We start from the raw sequence: 23,271 nt of genomic DNA, 5'->3' as shown, positions 1-23,271 counted from the left end.
GCGGAGTCGCCCTCCACCACCAAACCCCTAGCGTGCAAACTTCTTCGCCCCGAACACGCAAGCCACCACGCCGAGCGTGACGACCACCATCAGCGGGCTGACCTGCTCGTGCAGCAGCGACGCTGCCAGCGCCAGGCCGAAAAAGGGCTGCAGTAGCTGCAACTGCCCGACGGCAGCGATGCCGCCTTGGGCGAGGCCACGGTACCAGAACACGAAGCCGATCAGCATGCTGAACAGCGAGACATAGGCGAGACCCGCCCAGGCGCCGGAGCCGACGCCGGCGAAGGACGACGGCAGCGTCGCAAAGGTCAGCACCAGCATGATCGGCAGCGAGATCGCCAGCGCCCAGCAGATCACCTGCCAGCCGCCCAGCCTGCGCGACAATGCCGCCCCCTCGGCATAGCCCAGGCCGCAGACCATGATGGCGGCCAGCATCAGGCCGTCGCCGACAGGTGAGGCCGTCACGCCTTGCATCAGGGCAAAACCGGCGACCAGCGCGCTGCCGATGCAGGAAAACAGCCAGAAGGCCGGGCGCGGACGCTCGCCACCGCGCAGCACGCCGAAGATCGCGGTGGCCAGCGGCAGCAGGCCGACGAAGATGATGGAATGCGCAGAGGTGACGTGCTTCAGCGCCAGCGCGGTGAGCAAGGGAAAGCCGACAACCACGCCAAGGGCGACGATCACCAGCGACAGAAAATCGCCGCGCTCCGGGCGTTTCTGCCGAAACAGCATCAGCATGGCGAGACCGAGAAGTCCGGCAATCGCGGCGCGGGCCGAAGTCAGGAATATCGGATCGAAATCGGCCACGGCCACGCGCGTTGCCGGCAGCGAGCCTGAGAAGATCAGCACGCCGATGAATCCGTTCATCCAGCCGCTCGCGGTTTTGTCCATTCCGGGCTCCATTGCTTTCGCCCTCTATCGGGCAAGTGCCTATGGTGCAGCCAGAGACAATGCAGTACAATTCCGCAAAACTGTAATGGCTATCAGAGCAATACAGATGACCGAACTCATTTTGGAAACCGGCAATGCGCACCCTCCTGTCGCGACCACGCTTGTGGAAACTGTCATGGCGACCATCCGCCAGCGGATATCGGCGCGCAGCCTGACGCCAGGCGCGCGGCTACCTTCGATCCGCGCCTTTGCCAAGGCCATGCAGGTGTCCAAGTCGACCGTGGTCGAAGCCTATGAGCGGCTCGCTGCCGAAGGCGCGATACGCTCACGGCCGGGCTCGGGTTTCTATGCCGCCGGATCGCTGGCGCCACTGTCGCTGGCCGAGATAGGCCCGCGGCTCGACCGCGCTGTCGATCCGCTGTGGGTCTCGCGCCAGTCGCTGGAAGCCGGCGACGAGATGCTGAAACCCGGCTGCGGCTGGATGCCGGCCTCATGGATGCCGCAGGGGGCCTTGCGCCGGGCGCTGCGCACCGTGGCGCGCGCCGACGATGTCGACCTAGCCGATTACGGCACGCCGCTCGGCCTGCCGCCGCTCAGGCAATTGCTCGCGCGGCGCATGGCTGGCCATGGCATCGAGGTCTCGCCCGAACAGATCATGCTGACCGAATCGGGCACGCAGGCCATCGATCTTCTGTGCCGCTTCCTGATCGAACCGGGCGATACCGTGCTAGTCGACGACCCCTGCTATTTCAATTTTCACGCGCTGCTGCGCGCCCACCGCGCCAAGGTCGTCAGCGTGCCCTACACGCCATCGGGGCCTGATATCGAGCTGTTCGCGCAGGCGCTCGCCGAGCACAGGCCGCGCCTCTACATCACCAATTCCGCCATCCACAACCCGACCGGCGCGATCCTGTCGCCGGTCACCGCGCACCGGCTGCTGAAGCTCGCCGACCAGTCGGACCTGACCATCGTCGAGGACGACATCTTCGCCGATTTCGAGCACAGCCCAGCGCCTCAGCTGGCGGCGTTCGACGGCCTCAACCGCGTCGTCCATATCGGCAGCTTCTCCAAGACGCTATCGGCGTCGGTTCGCTGCGGCTTCATCGCGGCACCGCGCGACTGGATCGAGCAACTCACCGACCTCAAGATTGCCACCACCTTCGGCGGCGGCCGGCTGGCGGCCGAACTGGTGCTGACGCTGCTTAGGGACGGCAGCTACCGCAAGCACATGGAATTGCTGCGCGCGCGGCTTTCCCGCGCCATGGGTGAGACGGGCGCGCGCCTGAAGGCGATCGGCATCACGCCCTGGATCGACCAACCGGCCGGCTTGTTCCTGTGGTGCAGCCTGCCGGATGGCGTGGATGCGGCTGAAATTGCTCGCCGTGCATTGGCCGACAACATCGTGCTGGCGCCCGGCAATGCATTCAGCCTGTCGGGAACCGCCAGCCGGTTCCTGCGCTTCAACGTTGCCCAGTGCCAGGACGAGCGGATTTTCAGGGTGCTCAAGGCGGCAATGGCGCGCTGAGCGCTCAGCGGGAGGCCGCGCAGACCTTCCGAACGCAATCTCGCAGCCAGCGTTGCGCCGGATCGGCATCGAGCCGTGGATGCCAGAGCATCGAGATGGTGACCTCCACCGTGGCGACCGGCAGCGGAAAGCTGACCATGCCGGCGCGTGCGCCTTGCGTGTGCCGTTCGGGCACGCTGGCAATAAGGTCCGAAGCGCGCGCCATGGCGAGTGCAGCCGAAAAGCCGGAGACCATGCACGCCACGGTTCGCTGCAGGCCGAGCAGCGCCAAAGTCTGATCGATCGGCCCTCTTTCCCGACCCCGCCGTGAAACGCTGATGTGGCGGCCGGCCGCGTAGCGTTCAGGCGTCACCGCGCCTTCGCTCAAGGGATGGCCGGCTCCTACGGCGCCGACGAACCGGTCACGGAACAGCGCCTGTATCAGCACTTCAGGTCCGGTCTCGCCGGCAACGCCGATTTCCAGATCGATCGCTGCGTCGCGCAACGAGGCGACATCCTTGTCGGCTTTCGGCGCAAATCGCAGCCGCACGCCCGGCGCCTCGGCCTGGATGCGAGCGACAAGACGCGGCCCGAACTCCTCGACGAACCCTTCATTGGTGCGCAGCGTGAAGATCTGGTTCAGCTTCGCGAGATCGAGAGGCCTGGCAGGGCGCAGCAACGTTTCTGCTTCCTGGACGACACGGCCGGTCTGCTGCCGCAATGCCTCCGCGCGCGGCGTCGGCACAAGGCCTCGACCGGCCCGAACCAGCAGCGGGTCGCCGGTCGCTTCGCGCAGTCGCGCCAGGGTGCGACTCATCGCCGAAGGGCTGAGCCGCAGCCGGGTTGCCGCGCGAGCCACGCTACCTTCGGTCAGCAGGACGTCGAGAGCGAACAGCAGATTGAGGTCGGGCGATGTCATTGGCGGATTGTAGCACATGCCATGGCGTTTGGTGCACGATTAAGATGCAAATGCTGCGCCTTCCGCCATTCCACCCTGACGACTAGATCTCCGACAGGTCCGGTTGCGGGACTGACAAGGAGGAAATCGCCATGGCAACTGCCGAGCAGAACGAGTGCGCATCGGCGCCGCAGAAAACCCGGTCCGCAGGCCTGGCCCACTCTCCTGTCTTGGCATTGGCCAGCCTGTCGCTCGCCACGCTGCTGTCCTCGCTTGGAACCAGCATTGCCAGCGTTGGACTGCCTTCCCTCATGCAGGCGTTCGGTGCGTCCTTCCAGTCCGTGCAATGGGTGGTTCTCGCCTATCTGCTCGCCATCACCGCCCTGATCGTCAGCGCCGGGCGCCTGGCTGACATGGTCGGCCGCCGGCCGTTGCTGCTCGGCGGCATCGCGCTGTTCACACTGGCCTCGGTGCTCTGCGGCCTGGCGCCGACGCTCTGGCTGCTGATTGCGGCGCGCGCCGTACAAGGACTGGGTGCCGCGCTGATGATGGCGTTGACGCTGGCCTTTGTCGCGGAGACCGTGACCAGGGAGAGAACCGGCAGCGCCATGGGCCTGCTCGGCGCCATGTCGGCAATCGGCACGACGCTCGGCCCCTCGCTTGGCGGCTTGCTGATCGCCGGCTTCGGCTGGCGGGCGATCTTCCTCGTCAATGTGCCGCTCGGCCTCCTGACCTTTGCCCTCGCCTCGCTGGCCCTGCCTGCCCGCGACAAGACTGCGGAAGCAGCTCAAAACAGCTTCGATGCGATCGGGACGGTCTTGCTGGCCCTGACGCTGGCCGCCTATGCATTGGCCATGACGCTCGGCCGCGGCCATTTCGGCGCCCTCAACATCGGCCTGCTGGTGGCCGCCGGCATCGGCGTCGTTCTGTTCGGCGTTGCGCAGACGAAGGCGAAAAGTCCCTTGATCCGGCTTGCCCGGTTGTACGACATCCGGCTCAGCGCCAGCCTCGCCACGAACCTCGTTGTCGCCACAGTGATGATGGCGACCCTGGTGGTCGCTCCATTCTATCTGTCGCGAGCGCTGGGGCTCAATGCTGCGATGGTCGGCGTGGTCCTGTCGACAGGTCCGCTGGTCTCCGCGCTCTCGGCGCTCGTCGCCGGCCGCCTCACCGATCGCTTCGGCGCGCACAGGATGATGGTCGTCGGACTGTTCAGTCTTGCCGTCGGAACCTCATTGTTGTCGCTCGCCGCAACAAAACTCGGCATTGCCAGCTATACCGTGCCGATCGCCGTCACCTGCTTCGGGTACGCCCTGTTCCAGACATCCAACAATGCCGCCGTCATGAGCGGTGTCGCTGCCGGCGAGCGCGGCGTGGTGTCCGGCCTGCTCAATCTGTTGCGCAATCTCGGCCTGATCACCGGCGCATCGCTTATGGGCGCCATTTTTGCGGCTGCCTCGACGGGAGAACGGCAAAGCCAGGACATGCTGACCTCAGCGGCAGCCGCCCACGGCATGCAGGTTACCTTTCAGACGGCAACGGTCCTGGCGATGGCTGCGCTGTTGCTGGCACTGCTCTCGACCCGCGCCGGCGGCAGGCTGTCGGTGCGGCAACAGCCATCATGACCGAAGATAGGGAGCTTACGCTCCCGCCCGCTTGCGCCGCTCATAAAGCATGACCAGCGTTTCGGCGGTCAGCGCCGGCCTCTGTTCGCCCTCGATCTCGACCGTATTGGCGGCCTTCATCAGATACTGGCCCGGCCCCTTGTCCTCCACCGACAACAGCGTCGTGCGCAGCCGGATGCGTGCGCCGACCCTGACGGGCGCCAGGAACCGCACCTTGTCGAAGCCGTAATTGAAGGCGGCTTGCGTGTTTTCGGGGACGATGCCCATGCCCAGCGCCAGCGCGCCGATGATCGACAGCGTCAGATAGCCATGCGCGATCGTGGTGCGAAATGGGCTCTGCCGCTTCGCCCGCTCCGGATCGACGTGGATCCACTGATGGTCGCCTGTGCATTCGGCAAACTGGTTGATGCGGTTCTGGTCGACGGTCGTCCATTCCGACACGCCGAGCTCCTGCCCGGCCATCGCCCTTAACTGCTCGAAGGTCGGCGGCGTTTTCGGCCGTAGTTCCGTCATTCCTGCTTTCCCGGTGGCTCCCAGTGCCTCGGACCACGAACGGACGGCTCCTGTCAATTCGCCCGTTGCGATTCCGTTCCGCCATTTTCCGCCAAACAGCGTCCCTCGTCCATGCTCATGCGCCGCAACCGGCCACTCCTCTCATGGTTGCGTTGAGAGTCACTTCTTGTCATAGCCCGAGCGGATTTCCTCCATCGCTTCCTTGATGCGGCTGCGCAGGATTTCGATCGATTCGGTGCCGGATTTCTTGACCAGCTCGGCCACTTCGCCGGCATTTTTCAGGGCGGCTTCGAAGGATTTCCTGGCGAACTCCGCCTGTTTTGTCATCAGTTCCTGGGGATTGCCCGGCGCCTTGTAGCTCTGCGCCATGTCGCTGACTTCACGCAGCGTGTCCTGCAGCATCTCGCGCTGTCTGGACAACAATGAGGTCGCGCCGGCAGCTCCCGCCCGCGCGGATCTTTCCAGCGCCTCGAGGTTCTTGCGGTGATGCGCGAGGATCGCCTCGACATTCGGCACCTTCAGGTCACGGCCGAACCGGCTGAACATGTCCAGGAACGAATCGGAGTCGGGTTGTTTGGCCATTGCTCGTGCTCCCCAGTTGTCGCAAATGCTGAACCCTGTTCTGGACAATAGCACTCGCGCGCCGTGTGTCCATTCGCACGCCCAAGCAATTCAGCGGCAAATGCAGCATCAGCCAGCGAGAAACAGCCTCTCCGCCGTGTAGAGCACGATACCCGCCAATCCGCCGATAATCATGCCGTTGAAGCGGATATATTGCAGGTCCTTGCCGATGTTCATCTCGATCAGCCTCGTCAGCTGGGCGAGGTCCCAGCGCTTGACCTGGTCGGCGATGAATGTCGACACACCGCTCTTCTGGCTCTCCACGAACGACGACAGCGCCACGACAAAGCCCCGGTTCATGTCGGCCCTGATCTGCGGATCGCCTGAGAGATGGCGGCCGACCTCGACGAACATGTTGGCGAGATGCGCGCGAACAATCGAATTCTCCGCCTTGGCGTCCTGTTCGATGAACACGCTGAGGCTCTGCCACATGTCGCCGGCGAGCGACTTCACTTCCGGCCGCGCCAGGAAATCGCGCTTCAGCTTCTCGGCCCGTTTGGCGTATTGCTTCGAGGTTCTGAGCCGCTCGATGAAGCTGTGCGCGAAACGGTCGAATTCGGCGCGCATCGGATGGTCGGGGTCGGCCCGCACCTCGTCAAGCAGCGAACCGGCGGAAGCGACGATCTTTTTCAGCAGATAGGCGTCGGCTCTGAACAGGTTGAACAGCGACGGCAATTCCTCGCGGATTTTCTCGCGCATGGTCGCCAGCGCCTCTTCATCGTTCAGGAACCGGCCGATCACCCTGGTGAATTCGTCGAAGAGTTTCTGGTGGCGGCGGTCGTCGGTCAGTGCCGACAGCAATTCGGCCGCGAGCGGCGCCAGCGGCACCTTGTCGATCTGCTCCAGCATGCGGCTGGTGACGAAGCCGCGCAGGCCGGATTGCTCGATCGCCGCAAGCGTCTGCGGGACCAGCCGTACGACGAAGCGTGACAGGCCGGCAGAGCGTTCGGCGTCAGTCAGCCAGTCGGCGACGAGTGCTGCAAAATCGACCTCGGCCAGCTTTTCCCGCACCGGCCCGGGCGCCAGAAAATTGACCTCGATGAAGCGGCCCAGATTATCGGCGATGCGGTTCTGGTTCGCTGGGATGATGGCGGTGTGCGGGATCGGCAGGCCCAGCGGCCGCTTGAACAGCGCCACCACCGCGTACCAGTCGGCCAGGCCGCCAATGGTCGCCGCCTCGGCGAAGGCCGCCACGAAGCCCAGCCACGGATACTTGGCCTCGAACGATTTGGCCACGGCAAAAACCACGACGCAAAGCACCAGCGCAGCCGTGGCGAGGAACTTTGTCCGCCGCAACGCGAAAAGCTTGGCGCCCGTCTCGGCATCAAAACCGCCAGGCGCCAGGGACGAAGCCGATTGGGACATGATACGCCGCTCCTCATCGATCTCTTGGCTATCTGGCATGGGCTATTTAGGGGGTGTTTGGGCCCGTAGCATGATCGGATGGGCCGATTTCGTCCGGGAATTGCCGGTTTCGCACGCAAAGTTGACAAGAATGTTCATCTATCATGCAATCCCAGTCTGGAATTGTTCCAAGGTATAGGCCATATTCCGATCAGGCCAGTGTGGGCGAATCCGAAACTCCGGGTGAGAAAGCTGCACCAGCACAATCTAAAATCTGGTGCAGTTCCAGCGCGCCAGCACTCGGTGAGGAATGAAATGCGGCTGACGCGCCAGACCAACTACGCCATGCGCATCCTGATGTATTGCGCCGCCAACAACGATCGCCTGAGCCGCATCCCCGAGATTGCGGCCGCCTATTCGGTGTCGGAGCTTTTCCTGTTCAAGATCCTGCAGCCGCTGGTCGAGCATGGCCTGGTCGAGACAGTGCGCGGCAGGAATGGCGGCGTGAGGATCGGCCGCCCCGCCGAGCAGATCAGCCTGTTCGACGTCGTACGGGTGACCGAAGAGAGCTTTGCCATGGCCGAGTGCTTCGAAAACGACGCCGCCGAATGCCCGCTGGTCGACAGCTGCCAGCTGAATTCGGCGCTGCGCGAGGCGCTCAACGCCTTCTTTGCCGTGCTTTCCCGCTACACGATCGCCGATATGGTGGCGGCGCGCCCGAATGTGCGTCATTTACTCGGCATCGACATGCTGGTCCAGCGAGCACCGGCCGCCTGAGTTTTCTAGTGCATGTCGCTCAAAAGTGGCCCCGGTTTTGAGACAATGACATGCATAAAAACAAAGACCTAAAGCGCGTCGCCTGAGTCCGTTCAAACGCGACGCGCTTTAGGCGGCTGACTGCGGCAAGACGAACGGCATGTTCGCCGCCGGCAACACACCGACCCTTAGCCGACAATCGAACACCTTTTCGATCAGATCGTCGCTCAGCACCTCCTGCGGTGAACCGTCGGCGGCGAGCCGGCCGCGATGCATCACGAAAATCCGGTCGGCATACATGGCCGTCAGATTGAGGTCGTGCAGGATGGCGATCACACCGCCGCCGCGCCGGGCGAAATCGCGGGCGATGTTCATGATGATCAGCTGGTGCTTGATATCGAGGCTGGAGACCGGCTCGTCGAGATAGAGATAGCGCGGCTTGCCGTCGAGCACCGGCGCCCAGACCTGGCACAGCACGCGCGCCAGCTGCACACGCTGTTGTTCGCCGCCCGAAAGCTCCTGATAGAAGCGGCCGGCAAAGCCGTCGAGGTCGACCCGCGCCAGCGCCCGCTCGGGCAGACGATCATCTTCGCCCGGCAGAACGCCGGAACGGCCGCCGATAAGGCCGAGCCTGACCACTTCGTGCACGGTGAAGGGAAAGGACAGCGTCGCGGTCTGCGGCAGCACGGCACGCACGGTCGCGGCCTCCACCGGCTTCATCTCGGAGAGGTCGCGCCCGTTGACGGCCACTGTCCCCGTAAACGCCAGATCGCCCGACAACGCCTTCAAAAACGTCGTCTTGCCCGAGCCGTTGGGTCCGACGATTGCCGCAATTTCGCCCGGCCGCGCGACGAAATCGACATTGGCAACAATGCGCTTGCCGCCGATCGCCACCGAGACATCGCGTGCTTCGATCATGCCGCCTCACAAGTCGATTACGCCGCGCTTGCGCAGCAGGATCCAGAGGAAGAACGGCGCGCCGGCGATCGCCGTGACGATGCCGATTGGCAATTCGGCCGGCGCCACGATGACGCGGGCAACTGCGTCGGCAAGAAGCAGCATCGAGGCGCCGAGCAGCGCCGATGCGAGCAAAAGATAGCGATTGTCCGGACCGATCAGCAGCCGCAGCAGATGCGGCACGACGATGCCGACAAAACCGATGCCTCCGCTGACTGCGACAGAGGCGCCGACCGCTGCCGAGACGCCGACGATCGCGGTGTATTTCAGCCGCTGTACCGGGATGCCGAGATGTCCGGCCGTCGCCTCGCCGAGCGCCAGGGCGTTGAGGCCTTTGGCCAGGAACGGCATTGCCGCAAGCGCCAGCACGATGATCGGCCCGACGGAAGCGATCTTCGGCCAGGTCGCGCCGCCAAGCGAGCCCAGCTGCCAGAAGGTCAGGTCGCGCAACTGCCGGTCGTCGGCCATGAAGATGAGAATGCCGGTCAGAGCCATGGCAAGGGCTGCGAGCGCAATGCCGGCAAGCAGCATGGTGGCAACCGATGTGCGACCCTGCCGCGTGGCGACGCGGTAGAGCACCAGCGTGACCGCAAGGCCGCCGCAGAAAGCGGCGAGCGGCAAGGCCAGCNCCAGCCACGTCGTGCCGAGCACGATGACGGCGACCGCGCCGAGGCTCGACCCGGCGGAAACGCCGATCAGGCCGGGATCGGCGAGCGGGTTGCGAAACAGGCCTTGCATGACCGCACCCGATACGGCCAGTGCCGCCCCGATGAGCACACCGAGAAGTACGCGCGGCATGCGGATATCGTAGACGATCAGCCGGTCGCGGGCACCAAGCGCGGCGTCGTCCGGCATGGTGCCGGTCAGCCAGTCACGAATGACAGCAACGGCCGATGCATCGGAAGCGCCCGACCTCAGCGACAGGAACATCGAAAGGGCAAGCGCCACACACAGGAGCACAATAACCAGGCGAGCGCGCCCGGAACGATCGCCCTCGGCCACCTTGCCCGCCGCGCCGGTGATCGACTGATCCACCATCGGCTCAGTCCGTGACCTGGCTGCCATAGAGCGAGGCGGCCAGATCGTGGATGGCATCGGCCGTGCGCGGCCCGAAGCCGAGCAGATAGCTGCCATCCATCAGGATCAGTTTGCGGCCTTCACCCGCCGGCGTCGAGGTGATCGACGGGATGGCGAACAGCTCGGCCTCCGCAATCGGCGGTCCGGCATTTTTCATCGCCAGGATCACGTCCGGCCTGGCGGTTACGATGGCCTCGTCGGACATCTGCTTGTAGCCGGAAAAACCTTCGACGGCGTTGACCGCACCGGCGAGCTTGATGATGCCGTCGCCGGCGGTGTCGGTGCCGGCGGCCAGGATCTTGCCGCCCTGGATCGACAGCACGAACAGGATGCGCTTGCGCTGCTTGATCGACGCCGTCTGCTTCTCGGCCGCCTTCAGCTTGGCGTCGGTCTCAGCCACCAGCGTCTCGGCCTTGGCGTCGACGCCAAGCGCCTTGCCGACGATGCGGATCTTTTCCAGGATGCCGTCATGGCTGTAATGCTCGGGCACGTCGATGAACGGAACGCTCGATTTTTTCAGCACATCGACCGCTTCCTTCGGCCCACTGCCATGCAGCGCCAGAATGCCCGAAGGATTGACCGACAACACGCCTTCCGGCGACAGCTGGCGCATATAGCCGACGTCGGGCAGCGCGACCGCGGCGGCGGGGTAGCGGCTGGTCGAATCGCGGGCGACGAGATGACCTTCCTCGCCAAGCGCGTAGACGATCTCGGTGATCGAACCGCCGATCGCCACGATCCGCGACGTGTCGGCCAACACGGCCACGTTCTCGCTGGCCGGCACTGGGGCGGCAATAAACAGCGACAGGCCCATGGCCGCGGCAAGCGTCCTGAACAGTGAAATCATCGTCGTTTCCTCAGGCTGCGGTCGGGCTTGGAATGCGCGGCAGGTTCTCGGCAAGGAACCGCCAGTCGTCGCGCTCGCCCTCGCCTTCATGGCGCTTGCCGAAGAACTGGATGATCATCTTGCCGTCGGCGCCATAGGCTTCGAGCGAGGTGACATGACCGTCCTTGGTCGGTTTGCGCACCGCCCACACGTCCTGGATGTGGTCGGTGCGCAGATGCAGGTGGAACGTCTCGTCCATCACGTTGATCCACGGCCCCATCGGCCTGATCGACTTGACGGGACCGGAATGGATCTGGATGCAGCCTCGGTTTCCGACAAAACACATGATCGGCATGCCGTCGGCGGCGGCATGGTGGAACATGGCGCCGATGGCGTCATTGTCGAGCAGCCAGGCATAGTCCTGGCCGACCATGCGCACGGCCTGGCGGCGGGTGAGCTTCAGCGTTTTCAACATGCCAAAGAACTGATGCACGTCGGTCAGCCGGCTCCAGCGGTCGCGCAGATCATCGATGTCTGCGGCAATGCCCGACGTCTCCGCGTCGTCGTCGGCCAGGCCTGCGATAGACACGGTCGCCTCCTGGTTCGGCGATTCGAGTGCGGCCACGAGCTTCTGGTAGGCATAGAGATTGGACGCCGGCCGCAGATGCACCTTGTGCACCGCATCGCCGGCCGCGTCGAAGAATTGCAGGCTGCGGCGGATGTCGCCGCCGTCGCGCTTTTCCACGGCAAAGCCATGCGCCCAGACTTTGGGAAAAATGCGCAGGTCGATGTTTTCGCCCAGCACCATGGCGTTGTGCGTGCCTGTGACAACCTTGTCGTAGACGCCGATCTTCTCGTGCACCGCGCTTTCGTTGCGGGTCAGCGCCATCACTTCGCCGACGGCGTCGAGGCCGGTCAGAAGATCGTTGACCCTGGGCTCGACGCGCACGACGCCGTCGCCGCAATGCGCGGCCGCCAGCTCGGCCTCGGAAATACCGAGCTCGGCGGCAAGATCGCGCTCGCGCGCTTTCGGATTGTCTGCCCGCGCCCGCCGGATTTCATGCGGGGCGGGTTTTGCGCGCTGGTCCATGTCCTGCTTACCTGTCTGCCGTGTTTGGTCGTTTCGTCACTTGTTGAGGATGAGCTTACCCTGGCGGGTGATCTTCAGCCGATAGAGCGCGCCATGGTGCTCGATGCCGATCTCGTGCTCGCCCTGGAACAGCGTGTTGGAGGACAGCGTCCGCACCGCCAGCGGCACCCGGTCGAAGCGGGTCGGCGTCTCCTCGGAACGGCGGACGCGGTAACGGAAGTCGTTGGGATTGTGGGTGTTCATCTCTTTCGATGCCTTTCCTGTGCCGGGCAACTGGCTAGGCGTTGCAAAAATGCCGATTCATTTCTTGACTCGCATAATCATGTTTATTAGTCAGTGCAATACCGGACCAAATGAGTCAACATTTAAGACGCCGGACAGAATGAAAAATGCCAGCGAGCACCAAGCCAGCCAGCATCGAATCTGGAATTTTGGAGTTGGGGCATGGGCTTGGGAAATTGTGGACGACTGGGTCTGGCGAACGCCGATCCGGTGCATCGGCCTATGGCAAAGGCAATGGCAGCCTTGCTTGCGGGGGCAGCGACGATCGCGCTGCTGACATCGCCGGCCAGCGCTCAGCCGGCCGCTGACCAGGCCGACCAGACCAGGAAAACCGAGGACACCAAGCCGGCGCCCGCCGGCGCGACCCTGCTGGACAAGATCCTCGTCATCAGCCGCACCGGCGAGACGGCAATCGAATCGCTGGCCTCGGCCAGCCATGTTGACCAGGAACAGCTCGACCGCCGCATGGCGACGACGCCGAACGAAATGCTGCTCGGTGTGCCTGGTGTCGCCGTGCAGGCCGATGCGCGACGCGTCAGCTCCAGCATCAACATCCGCGGCCTGCAGGATTTCGGTCGCGTCGCGGTCATCGTCGACGGTGCCAGGCAGAATTTCCAGCGCTCAGACCACGGCACGCAGTCGACCTTCTATGTCGATCCCGAGCTCATCAAATCCGTTGACGTCATTCGCGGACCGACCGCCAACACCTACGGCTCCGGCGCCATTGGCGGCGTCGTCTTCTTCGACACCAAGGATGCGGTGGATTTCCTCAGACCGGGCGAAACCTGGGCCGGCTCCGTCACCGGGCGCTATGAAAGCAACGGCAAGGGCTGGACCGCCAGCGCCAGCGGCGCCTACAAATTCAACGACGATTTGGATGTGCTGGGCAACATCGTCTACCGCGACTACGGCGACTACAAGAATGGCAGCGGCGACACCGTCGCCGGTACCGGTTTCGACGTGCTGAGCGGCCTGCTCAAGACCACAATCCGCCCCAGCGAGAACAGCGAATTGAAGCTCGGCTGGGTCGGCTCGAGCGACGGCTGGACGGAAACCAGCGGCGGCGTGCCGGCCAACGACGTCGACCTGAAGTCGAACACCTTCACCGCCCGCTACAACATCACTGACGACGCCAAGAGCTGGCTCGACCTCCACATCAACGCCTCCTACAACAAGACCAATCTCGACCTCACCACGCTGGTCCCGCAGAACCGCTTCGATCCGTCGACCGGCCTTCCCGTGCTGCTGCCCGTCGGTTCGACCTCGACCTTCGACGTTGGCACGGCCGGCGTCGACATCTGGAACACGTCGCGCTTCGAAACAGCCGGTGTTGCGCACGAATTGACCTATGGCGGCGACTGGGTGGGTGACGATGTCGAGACCGGCGGCACCGCCGGCGGCGACAGCTTCTACACCCCATCGGGCAAGCGTAGTGTTTCGGGCGCCTACATCCAGGACAAGCTCACCTGGGACTGGCTCGAGGTCATTGCCGGGCTGCGTTACGACAATTACAGCCTGGAGGATTCCGACAATGGAACGTCAGGTGATCGTCTGTCGCCGCGCATCACCGTTGGTGTCACGCCCTTCGAAAGCGCCAGCCTGGCGGGCCTGCAGTTCTATGGCACCTACGCCGAAGGCTACCGCTCGCCGTCGCTGACCGAAACGCTGATCAGCGGCAACCATCCGGCAGGCGTCACCTTCCCGTTCCTGCCCAACCCCAACCTGCAACCCGAAACCGGCAAGACCACCGAATTCGGCGTCAACTACAAGCTGAACGACCTTATCGAGGCCGGCGACGCGTTCCGGCTCAAGGCCGGCTACTTCCACAACGATGTCGACGATTACATCGAAGGCGTCACGTTGTCGGCATTCGACCCGACCAGCGGCTGCCCGTTCGGCCCCGGCATTCCGATCTGCTTCCAGTACCAGAACGTCGCCCAGGCCAGGATCAACGGCTTCGAACTGGAAAGCGTCTACGATGCCGCCTGGGGTTATGCCGGGCTGTCGGCCTCGATCATCAACGGCCACACCATCTCCGATGAAGGCGAGCGGGCCGACCTTGCCACCATCCCGTCCTCGCAGGTCACCGGGCAGCTCGGCTTCCGCTTCCTTCAGGACAAGCTGACCGTCGGCGGCGAGGTGCAGTACAACGGCAAGCCGAAGGGCAACCCCGTGGCCAAGGATTATACTCTGGTCAACGCCTTCGCCAGTTACCAGGCCACCGACAATCTGAAGGTGGACTTCCGCGCCGACAATTTGTTCGACGTCAAATACACCAACCCGCTGAACGGCGGTACCACCGCCGTCATCTATGAACCCGGCATCACGCTGAAGCTGGCCGCAACCATGCGCTTTGGAGGCTGACACCCATGACAAGTTTGACGGCATCGCTTCGCCTCCTGACCTCGACGCTGGCGATGTCGCTTGGCTTGATGCCGGCGTGGGCTCAGTCCGCGTCGGCTCCGCAACTCAGCCTCGAGCTCAATGCCGCGCAGCCCTCCGAAAAGGGTTGCCGGCTGACCTTCGTCGTCAACAATGCGCTCGGCGCCGATCTTTCCAAGGCGGCATTCGAAATCGCGCTGTTCAACGAGGCCGGCATTGTCGACCGCCTGAGCGTGCTCGACTTCAAGGACCTGCCGGCCGGCAAGACCAAGGTGACCCGCTTCGACCTCGCCGGCACCGACTGCACCAAACTCAGCCGCGTGCTGATCAACAGCGCCACCGAATGCGCCGGCGTCGAACCGGGCGCCTGCATGCGCGGCCTGAAGACGCAGACCAAGACCGGTATCGCATTCGGCGTCTGAGGTGGGCCTGCATCCCGCCTTCCTGCACGACAATGCGACACGACCCGTCGCAGCTCCGCCGTCATGGCCGGCAACCGATCTTGATTTGACAATCCCACCCCGCTCGCGGCAGGTCTCGCCGCGAACCATGCAGGACATCACCCCCCTCCCCGACGCCGGCAACGAACCGGCGATTACGATGGACGAGCTCGCACAGCCGGCAGCCGCGGACCGCAAATGGACTGTGGCGATCGTCGCGTCCTGCCTGCTCCATGCCGCTGCCGCAGCGGCGTTCTTCATCGGACCCGCAGGGACATTCGATTCCAGTAACGCGATACAATCCGAAGGCACCGACCAATCGGGCGCCGAGGTGGTCGGCAGCGCCTTGGACAGCCAGGCTCCCGACGCGGTCGATGTTACCCTGGTAACCGATCCGCAGCCGGCCAAGCCCGAGGCCGTTCGACCCGTGCCGCCGACCGAGGCGCCTCAACCGGTAAAGGAGCCGGCGGCGCCCAAGCCTGCGCCGGAAGCCGCCGAACAGGCGACCGCCGCGCCAGATACACTGACGGCCGCCATCCCGAATGATCAAACTGTCGCCCCAAGCGCTGAGACGTCGACTCCGCCAGGGGTTCAAACGCAAAGTTCAGAGGCACCGCCCGCCGACGAGCCCGCCGTTGATTTGCCTGCTGCCAAACCACCAGTCCCGAGCCCGCGGCCGACCCCTCCAGCCGGATCTGGAGATACCCGCGGTGCGGCAGATGGCGAAGAACGCGACGCACCGGCGGTTGCCAGCAAGGGTAAAAACCAGGACGCGGCTGGCAATGCGATGGAATCTCGTTACGGCGGTGAAATTCAAAAGAAGCTTGCCCGCGCTAACCGGCGCGTTTCGAAGGAAATTCAAGCCAAGGCTCGCAACAACGCCAGGGTCTATTTCGTCGTCATGGCCGACGGCAGCGTCAGCGACTTGCAGCTTGTCGAAAGTTCAGGGTCTGCCGAGCTAGACCAATTCGCTTTGAAACTGGTGCGCCAGCAAGCCCCGTTCCCGCCCATTCCACCCGAGACCGGATTATCAAGTTGGGTGTTCAGGGCGCGGATCGGTCCGTTTTAACCAGCTCGCAGACCTTCGCCAAATCGTCCATCAATTCAAGAGGAAGCCCAATGTACATCGCCATGAACCGCTTCAAGGTCCAGAACGGCTCGGAGACCGCCTTCGAGGATGTCTGGAAGAACCGCGATTCGAGCCTCTCGGAGATGAAAGGCTTCAGGGAATTCCGCTTGCTGCGCGGCCCGGTCAACGAGGCCGAGGGTTACACACTGTTTGCCTCGCACACGGTGTGGGCAAGCCATGAGGATTTCGTCGCCTGGACCAAATCCGAGAATTTTCGCGCCGCCCATCGCAACACCGGCACCTCGAAGGTGCATTATCTCGGCCATCCGCAGTTCGAAGGCTTTTCCGTCGTCGAAGGGGCCTGATTGAGATTTCACCCGTCGACGAGATCTGACGACGGGCAGATGCCGTCATGTTCCGGTTGAATTCCGGCCGCCCAGTCGCCGAAGCCGCTGGGCAATGTGCAGGCGCAGCCGCCGCCAGGGCTGTCCGCGTGTCAGGTAGCGCGCCAACCGCGGGTCACCGGCCAGCTCCGGGAACTGGCGCACATGCTGCGTCAGGAATGCAGGTATGAAATTGCGCCCGTTGAGATCGCTGAGCCAGGCAGAATTCGCCAGCAAATAGTCTGCGGCATCCGCCGCCAACACGCTCCTGTAGCTCCTGTATGCAGGCGTTTGCCGCACATTGCCGCCGGCAAAGGCAGTTCCGGTGGACAGGTTGGAGCCATGCAGGCGATAGAGGCCGAGACCTTCTGACAGGATGAGGCTGCCGCCGGCCTGGTGCGCGAGTGTCGCCGTCAGATAATCCGTCCCGACCTTGGCCTTGAACGGGAAGGACAATACAGGTTCCAGCGCGCCACGCCGGTACATGATCGCCGAGCATTGCGACCACAGCCAGCCCGTCACCGCAGGTGCGAAATAGGTTACCGGATGCTCCGATGCGTAGGCGATCCCGGGCGCCATGCCGGCAAGCCGGCCACCGGGCGCGATGGCGACGCCACTGCGATCCGCCCCGGACCGCGGTTTGCGCAAGGCAAGGAAGGTACCGCCCAGCAAGGTGCCGTCGCCATCGACAAGGAACACATCGGAACTCGACAGTGCGGCCGAATGCGTCGTGTTGAGGTGGGCGGACAGATGCGCGAGGAGAAAATCCGGCAGCCACACGTCATCGGCGTCGAGAAACGCGACGAAGGGCGCGTCGGTTGCGGCAAAGCCGTCGCGGAATCCCGCGGTCTGGCCGCCATTCTCCTTGCGCGCCAACAGGCGCAGGCGCGGGTCTTCTATATCCCTTAGAAGCTGTCGGACATGGTCGGCCGAGCCGTCCGTCGAGGCATCGTCGACGATGACGCATTCCCAATTCCGGTAGGTCTGCGCAAGCACCGAGCGGATCGCCTGTTCGACGTACGGCCGATAGTTGAAGCAGGTGATGACCACCGCCACGCGCGGCAGCTCAAACGGTCGGGACGTGTCTTCCATCTGTTCGGCTGCCCCGCTCGAGTTGCTCTCTGTCCCTTGCGCATACCCTTGCAACCCGACGCAGGCAAGCGAGCCGCGAAAAGCCCCCTAGGCCGCCGCGAGCAGGCTGGCATTGCCGCCGGCAGCCGTGGTGTCGACGCAGACAGCGCGTTCATGCGCATAGGCCGCCGGGTTGAGCACCTCGCTGACCAGCGGCACGATCGGCCCGCTGCGGTCGGCAATGACCTTGCGCACGATCCGCGCCGCCTCGGGCCTGCCCGAGAAGGCGACGACATCGACGCGCAGCGAACGCGCTTCGACTGGGTCTGGCCGACCGTCTATGGCCGCCAGCGGCAACCCCTTGCCGGTCAGCGCCGACAGTGCTGCCGGCGCGCCCGGCGCCACGGCCAGCACCGCATTGCCGGCGGCCAGCGCCTGGATCGTCTGGGCAAGCAGCGTTTCGGCGTCCGGACCGAGGCACAGCACCCGGCCGCGCGGCGACAGCGACAGCGTGTTGGCCTCGCCAGTCGGTCCGGGCAGGTCGACCTGGCCGAAATCGATGGCGGCTGCAGCGCCGATCGCTGCAGCGCCCTTGCCGCGCAGATGCTTTCTCAAGATGGCGATGCGGTCCGGCCGCGTCGACCAGCCGCCAAGCGTCGGATCGGGCAGATTGTCGGCCAGTTTGGTCGCCGTCACCTTGTGGCCCTCGGCAATCTCCGTGCCCGCCTCCGGCCCCTTGCGGAACCGCCGGAGATAATGCGGCCCGCCGGCCTTCGGCCCGGTGCCCGAAAGCCCCTCGCCGCCAAAGGGCTGCGAGCCGACGACGGCGCCGATCTGGTTGCGGTTGACATAGATGTTGCCGGCATGGATGCCGTCGACGAAATGCTGGACGCGGCCTTCTATGCGGGTGTGCAGGCCGAAGGTCAGGCCATAGCCCTTGCGGTTGATGGCGGCGATAACGGCGTCGATCCCGTCGGCGTCGAAGCTGGCGACATGCAGCACCGGACCGAACACTTCGCGCTCCATCTCCTCGATGCCCTTGACCCGGAACACATGCGGCGCAACGAAGCGGCCGTCCTTCGGTGCTTCGAGCTTGGCAATCAACCGGCCCTGCAGCCCCATCTTGGTGCAATACTCGCGGATCGATTCCTGCGCCTCGTCATCGATGACCGGCCCGACATCGGTCGAAATCTGCCAGGGATCGCCGATGGTGAGCGCTTCCATGGCGCCCTTCAGCATCTCCAGCATCTTCTTCTCGACATCCTTTTGCACGTAGAGCACGCGAAGCGCCGAACAGCGCTGGCCTGCACTCTGGAAAGCCGATGCCAGTATGTCGCGCACCGCCTGTTCGGGCAGTGCTGTGGAATCGACGATCATGGCATTGAGACCGCCGGTCTCGGCGATCAGCATGGCGTCCGGCGCGGCCGTCTCGGCCAGTTGCTTCTCGATCAGCTTTGCAACCTCGGTCGAGCCGGTGAAGCAGACGCCGGCAATGCGCGGATCCGCAGTCAGCGGTCCGCCGACCGCCGGACCGTCGCCCGGCAGAAGCTGGATGACATCTTCCGGAACGCCGGCCTCGCGCAGCAGCTCGACGGCGCGGAAGGCGATCAGCGGCGTCTGTTCGGCTGGCTTGGCGATGACCGAATTGCCGGTGACGAGCGCTGCCGCGATCTGGCCGGTGAAGATGGCGAGCGGGAAATTCCACGGCGAAATGCACACGATCGCGCCGCGCGCCTCGGTGCCCGCTTCGTTGTTGGCCGCTTCGGCAGCGTAGTAGCGCAGGAAGTCGACGGCTTCGCGCACTTCAGCCACGCCGTCGGCCAGCGACTTGCCGGCTTCCCTTGTAGCCAGCGCGAAAAACTCGACCGCATTGGCCTCATAGAGGTCGGCGGCGCGGTTGAGGATGGCGGCGCGCTCGGCAACGGGACGCTTCGCCCAGGACGGCTGCGCTTCCACAGCAAAGCGCACCGCGGTCGCGACCTGCTTGGCAGCGGCTTCGGCGACCGTGCCGACGATCTCGGCAGGCTCTGCCGGATTGACCACCGGGCGCTGCTTGCCGTAGCCGGCGGCGCGCGTGATCGGCTTGGCATGCCAGCGCTCGGGCCCGGCAAAGGCCGCCTTGGCCTTGTCGATCGCCGCCAGCGTCACCGGATCGGTGATGTCGAATCCCTTCGAATTGCGCCGCCCAGTGCCGAAGATCGTCGCCGGACGAGCGATTGCCGGATTGGCGGCGGAGCCCTGGCTCTCGACCGTCTCGAGCGGATCGCGCGCAATATCCTCCGGCTCGACGTCCTCGTCGGTGAGCTGATGAACGAAGGAGGAGTTGGCGCCATTCTCCAGCAGACGTCGCACCAGATAAGCCAAGAGGTCGGAGTGCGCGCCGACCGGCGCATAGATGCGGCACCGCGTGCCTTCGGCCAGGCGCACCGTCTCATGCAGCGCCTCGCCCATGCCGTGCAGGCGCTGGAATTCGAAAGCGTCACGGTTGTCAGCCATCGACAGGATGGCGGCGACGGTATGGGCATTGTGCGTGGCGAATTGCGGATAGATGCGGTCGGTCATCGACAGCAACTTTTTGGCGCAGGCCATGTAGGAAACATCGGTGTTGGCCTTGCGGGTGAAGACGGGGTAGCCGGAAAGCCCGAGCGTCTGTGCCCGCTTGATCTCGGTGTCCCAATAGGCGCCCTTGACCAGCCGCACCATGATGTTGCGGTCGTACTTTTCCGCCAGCGCATAGACCCAGTCGATGGTGAAGGCCGCGCGCGGGCCGTAGGCCTGGACGACGACGCCAAAGCCATTCCAGCCGGCAAGCTCCGGCTCGGACAACACACGCTCGATCACATCGAGCGACAGGTCGAGCCGGTCGGCCTCCTCGGCGTCGATGTTGAGGCCCATGCGCGAATGGCGTGCGGCCAGCGCCAGCGACAGCAGCCGCTCGGCCATCACCGGCAGCATCTTTTCCTTCTGTGCCTCTTCGTAGCGCGGATGCAGCGCCGACAGTTTGACCGAGATGCCGTGGTTCTGGCGGATATCGGGACCGTTGGAGCCTGAATCGAGCGAGGAGACCGCATCGGCATAGGCCTTGAGGTAGCGCAGCGCGTCGGCCTCGGTGCGGGCCGCCTCGCCCAGCATGTCGAAGGAATAGAGATAACCTTTCTGGATCATCGACTTGCCGCGCTTGACGGCTTCCGCAATGGTGCGGCCGAGCACGAACTGCTCGCCCATTTCGCGCATGGCGGCGGCGACCGCCTTGCGGATCACCGGTTCGCCCAGCCGGCGAACCATCGAGCGCAGCGTGCCTTCAATGCCGCCCTCGCCTTCGTCGAGCACACGGCCGGTCAGCATCAGCGCCCAGGTCGAGGCGTTGACGAAGATCGAGCTCGAACCGCCCGAATGCGCCGACCAGTCATGCGGTGCGATCTTGTCGGCGATCAGGTCGTCCATAGTCTCGGTGTCAGGCACGCGCAGCAGTGCCTCGGCCAGGCACATCAGCGCCACGCCTTCCTTGGTGGAGAGGCCGTAGGCCGAGAGAAAAACCTCCATCAGCCGCGGGTCGGACGAGCCGCGCACCGCGCGCACCAGATCCGCGGCACGGGCCGAGACGGCTTTGCGGTCATCGGCCGAAAGTTCTGTCGCCGCAGCCAGCCGCTTCACAGCCGCGTCTTCGTCGGGCAGGTAGTTGGCGCGGATCTGCTGGCGGATGGTGTCGAGCGGCATGGCGGTCCCTGCGGAGCAAACGTATGGGAGCGGGCCGGCGGTCGCCGGACCGAATGGCGCAAGCTAGCACAAAGCCGTATTTTCGGCCGGTCCAAAGAAATCGACATGGCAGGCTGATCGGTCTATCATTGCGGTTAAATTATTATCAGGTGGATTGTGATATCGGTGACAGAAGACCAATTGGACCGCATCGACAAAAACATCCTGTCGGCGCTGGCGCGCGACGGGCGGCTGTCCATGTCTGGACTGGCCGGCAAGGTCGGCCTGTCGAAGACGCCGGTGCAGGCGCGGGTGAAGCGCCTGGAGAAGGACGGCTATATCAGGGGCTATCAGGCGATCATCGATCGCGAGCGCATGGGCGAAGGCCATGTCGCCTTCGTCCAGGTCAAACTGTCGGACACACGCTCGGCCGCGCTCGATGCTTTCAATCGCGCGGTGCAGGCCGTGCCGGAGATCGAGCAGTGCCACATGATGGCGTCGAGCTTCGATTATCTCCTGAAAGTCCGTACGACCGACATCGCCGCCTATCGCCGTGTTCTCGGTGAGCGCATCTCGGCGCTCCCCCACGTCGCCCAGACCTCGACCTTCGTGGCGATGGAGACGGTCAAGGATCGCTGACTCTTCAGTCCGACAGCGTCTTCAAAAACGCCACCAGCGCCGCGCGTTCGCGATCCGACAGTTGCAACGGGTGCACTTCGGAGGTGCCTTCAACGGCCGCCTCCGCCTTCGCGTAGTGCGCCACCACCTCCTCCAGCGAGGAAAACTGTCCGGCATGCATATAGGGCGGCCGCGTTGCCGCGCCCCGCAGCGACGGCGTCTTGTAGGCGCGCATCAGTTCGGGTACTGCCTTGACGATGAAGCGCAGCTCGCCGCAGGCGCCGGCGTCGCCATCGCGGAAGGCGCCGAAGCAGTTGAATGGGTCGGCCTGAACCTGGGCCACCGCATCGAAACGGCCGCGATCCAATGGCAAATCCCTGACCGGCGGCACGCCGGTGTTGTGGAAAGCGTTGTCGGTGAAGCGCGGGCCGTTATGGCAGGTGACGCAATTGGCCTTGCCGATGAACAGTTTCAGCCCGAGCATCTCCTCCGGCGAAAAGGCATCGTCGGCTTTCGGCTTGGCGCCTGACGCAAGATCGATGGCAAAGCGGTCAAAGCGTGTCTGTGCCGGTTCGATCGACCGTTCGAAGGCGGCGATCGCTTTGCCGATGTTGGAAAAGACGCGGTTGACGTCGTCCATTTGGGCCGCGGTCATCGCCTTCCACGCCGCCTGCTCGGCCTCATTGCCGAGCGGGCTGGCGTTGGCCGGCACGGCGGAAAGATCCGGCAGTGGCCCGAAGATGCGCTCGTAGCGCGCACCAAAGCGCTTCTGGATGTAATGCGCGAAGGCCGCGCGGTTTCCCGCTTGCTCAAGCGGGTTTTCCAGCGGCGTCAGCGCCTGCGCCCACAAGCTGTCGCGCCGTCCATCCCAGAAGAACCACGGATTGCGGGCGATGCCGGCCAGCGGCATCGAGCGCCTGTTGGTTCGGCCAACGCCGACGGATTGCGGCAGGTCATCCTGGAACTGCCGGTCGATCTTGTGGCAGGTCGAGCAGGATACGATCCCGTCACGGCTCATCCCCTGGTCGAAGAACAGAGTGGAGCCCAGGGCGGCGGCGGCCGGCACGTCGGCGAAGCGGTTGGTGGTGTCGGGTTTGAGCGCCGGCAAGGTGTTCAGCGCCAGCGAAGCGATGGTCTTCTTCTCGGCATCGGAAAAATCCGGTTTGCCGCAGCCGGCAACGAGCACGACCGCCGCCAATGCCAGAAGGCGCAACAGGCCGTTCATCCG

The 23,271-nt window shown here is 64.4% G+C and carries 21 protein-coding genes; 8 read left to right on the top strand and 13 right to left on the bottom strand.

The window, feature by feature from the left end; all coding sequences use genetic code 11:
• Positions 1-27 precede the first annotated feature (27 nt).
• Positions 28-891, bottom strand: a complete 864-nt coding sequence (locus X733_RS158700) for a DMT family transporter (protein ID WP_023818085.1) — start codon at positions 889-891, stop codon at positions 28-30.
• Between the two features lie 106 nt (positions 892-997).
• On the opposite strand from X733_RS158700, the gene X733_RS158705 reads away from it, so the two are divergent.
• Positions 998-2,416, top strand: coding sequence for a PLP-dependent aminotransferase family protein (locus tag X733_RS158705; protein ID WP_023818084.1), 1,419 nt, complete (start codon positions 998-1,000; stop codon positions 2,414-2,416).
• A 4-nt stretch (positions 2,417-2,420) separates the two neighbouring features.
• Here the strand turns inward: X733_RS158705 and X733_RS158710 are convergent, their stop codons facing one another.
• A complete protein-coding gene (locus X733_RS158710) occupies positions 2,421-3,314 on the bottom strand; it encodes a LysR family transcriptional regulator (RefSeq protein ID WP_023714388.1) in 894 nt (297 codons plus the stop codon).
• 131 nt (positions 3,315-3,445) lie between these two features.
• On the opposite strand from X733_RS158710, the gene X733_RS158715 reads away from it, so the two are divergent.
• The gene (locus X733_RS158715) at positions 3,446-4,918 is read left to right on the top strand and encodes an MFS transporter (RefSeq protein ID WP_023818083.1); all 1,473 of its coding nucleotides are present in this window, start codon (positions 3,446-3,448) and stop codon (positions 4,916-4,918) included.
• A gap of 15 nt (positions 4,919-4,933) precedes the next feature.
• Here the strand turns inward: X733_RS158715 and X733_RS158720 are convergent, their stop codons facing one another.
• The 3 genes from X733_RS158720 to X733_RS158730 form a co-directional block, all read right to left on the bottom strand.
• Complete coding sequence (locus X733_RS158720) at positions 4,934-5,431, bottom strand: MaoC family dehydratase (RefSeq protein ID WP_023681725.1); 498 nt, start codon at positions 5,429-5,431, stop codon at positions 4,934-4,936.
• 159 nt (positions 5,432-5,590) lie between these two features.
• Positions 5,591-6,013, bottom strand: a complete 423-nt coding sequence (locus X733_RS158725; RefSeq protein WP_023672638.1) for a phasin family protein — start codon at positions 6,011-6,013, stop codon at positions 5,591-5,593.
• Between the two features lie 108 nt (positions 6,014-6,121).
• Entirely contained in the window at positions 6,122-7,417 is a 1,296-nt protein-coding gene (locus tag X733_RS158730) for a DUF445 domain-containing protein (protein WP_023818082.1), read from the bottom strand.
• 294 nt (positions 7,418-7,711) lie between these two features.
• On the opposite strand from X733_RS158730, the gene rirA reads away from it, so the two are divergent.
• Positions 7,712-8,173: an iron-responsive transcriptional regulator RirA gene (gene rirA / locus X733_RS158735; RefSeq protein ID WP_023672640.1), complete on the top strand. Its 462-nt coding sequence runs from the start codon at positions 7,712-7,714 to the stop codon at positions 8,171-8,173.
• A 108-nt stretch (positions 8,174-8,281) separates the two neighbouring features.
• On the opposite strand, the gene X733_RS158740 is transcribed toward rirA, so the two are convergent.
• The 5 genes from X733_RS158740 to hemP all read right to left on the bottom strand — a co-directional run bounded on the left by X733_RS158740 (position 8,282) and on the right by hemP (position 12,345).
• On the bottom strand, positions 8,282-9,070 hold the full coding sequence (locus X733_RS158740) for a heme ABC transporter ATP-binding protein (protein WP_023815471.1): 789 nt from the start codon (positions 9,068-9,070) through the stop codon (positions 8,282-8,284).
• A 6-nt stretch (positions 9,071-9,076) separates the two neighbouring features.
• On the bottom strand, positions 9,077-10,147 hold the full coding sequence (locus X733_RS158745; RefSeq protein WP_023818081.1) for an iron ABC transporter permease: 1,071 nt from the start codon (positions 10,145-10,147) through the stop codon (positions 9,077-9,079).
• A gap of 4 nt (positions 10,148-10,151) precedes the next feature.
• The gene (locus X733_RS158750; RefSeq protein WP_023673862.1) at positions 10,152-11,033 is read right to left on the bottom strand and encodes a hemin ABC transporter substrate-binding protein; all 882 of its coding nucleotides are present in this window, start codon (positions 11,031-11,033) and stop codon (positions 10,152-10,154) included.
• A 10-nt stretch (positions 11,034-11,043) separates the two neighbouring features.
• A complete protein-coding gene (locus X733_RS158755) occupies positions 11,044-12,102 on the bottom strand; it encodes a hemin-degrading factor (protein WP_023673861.1) in 1,059 nt (352 codons plus the stop codon).
• A gap of 36 nt (positions 12,103-12,138) precedes the next feature.
• The gene (gene hemP / locus X733_RS158760) at positions 12,139-12,345 is read right to left on the bottom strand and encodes a hemin uptake protein HemP (RefSeq protein WP_023673860.1); all 207 of its coding nucleotides are present in this window, start codon (positions 12,343-12,345) and stop codon (positions 12,139-12,141) included.
• Between the two features lie 273 nt (positions 12,346-12,618).
• Here hemP and X733_RS158765 point away from each other — a divergent pair, with 273 nt between their 5' ends.
• From X733_RS158765 to X733_RS158780, 4 genes are all read left to right on the top strand, one after another.
• Positions 12,619-14,748 carry a TonB-dependent hemoglobin/transferrin/lactoferrin family receptor gene (locus X733_RS158765; RefSeq protein WP_031193107.1) on the top strand — a complete coding sequence of 710 codons (2,130 nt, stop codon included), beginning with the start codon at positions 12,619-12,621 and terminating at the stop codon, positions 14,746-14,748.
• 5 nt (positions 14,749-14,753) lie between these two features.
• Positions 14,754-15,188, top strand: coding sequence for a hypothetical protein (locus X733_RS158770; protein ID WP_023673858.1), 435 nt, complete (start codon positions 14,754-14,756; stop codon positions 15,186-15,188).
• 127 nt (positions 15,189-15,315) lie between these two features.
• A complete protein-coding gene (locus tag X733_RS158775) occupies positions 15,316-16,275 on the top strand; it encodes an energy transducer TonB (RefSeq protein WP_023673857.1) in 960 nt (319 codons plus the stop codon).
• A gap of 50 nt (positions 16,276-16,325) precedes the next feature.
• A complete protein-coding gene (locus tag X733_RS158780; RefSeq protein WP_023818079.1) occupies positions 16,326-16,640 on the top strand; it encodes an antibiotic biosynthesis monooxygenase in 315 nt (104 codons plus the stop codon).
• A gap of 45 nt (positions 16,641-16,685) precedes the next feature.
• Here the strand turns inward: X733_RS158780 and X733_RS158785 are convergent, their stop codons facing one another.
• The gene (locus X733_RS158785; RefSeq protein ID WP_023818078.1) at positions 16,686-17,750 is read right to left on the bottom strand and encodes a glycosyltransferase; all 1,065 of its coding nucleotides are present in this window, start codon (positions 17,748-17,750) and stop codon (positions 16,686-16,688) included.
• 87 nt (positions 17,751-17,837) lie between these two features.
• Complete coding sequence (gene putA, locus X733_RS158790) at positions 17,838-21,446, bottom strand: bifunctional proline dehydrogenase/L-glutamate gamma-semialdehyde dehydrogenase PutA (protein ID WP_023818077.1); 3,609 nt, start codon at positions 21,444-21,446, stop codon at positions 17,838-17,840.
• 165 nt (positions 21,447-21,611) lie between these two features.
• Between putA and X733_RS158795 the strand changes: the two genes are divergently transcribed.
• Positions 21,612-22,064 carry an Lrp/AsnC ligand binding domain-containing protein gene (locus X733_RS158795; RefSeq protein ID WP_023818076.1) on the top strand — a complete coding sequence of 151 codons (453 nt, stop codon included), beginning with the start codon at positions 21,612-21,614 and terminating at the stop codon, positions 22,062-22,064.
• A 4-nt stretch (positions 22,065-22,068) separates the two neighbouring features.
• Here X733_RS158795 and X733_RS158800 read toward each other — a convergent pair whose 3' ends face one another.
• Positions 22,069-23,268, bottom strand: a complete 1,200-nt coding sequence (locus X733_RS158800; RefSeq protein ID WP_023818075.1) for a cytochrome c peroxidase — start codon at positions 23,266-23,268, stop codon at positions 22,069-22,071.
• Between the last annotated feature and the right edge of the window lie 3 nt (positions 23,269-23,271).

Source organism: Mesorhizobium sp. L2C066B000 (assembly GCF_000502335.1).
Taxonomy (GTDB): domain Bacteria; phylum Pseudomonadota; class Alphaproteobacteria; order Rhizobiales; family Rhizobiaceae; genus Mesorhizobium.
The sequence above is the reverse complement of the archived record's forward strand: the minus strand, read 5'-3'. Positions and strand labels throughout refer to the sequence as shown.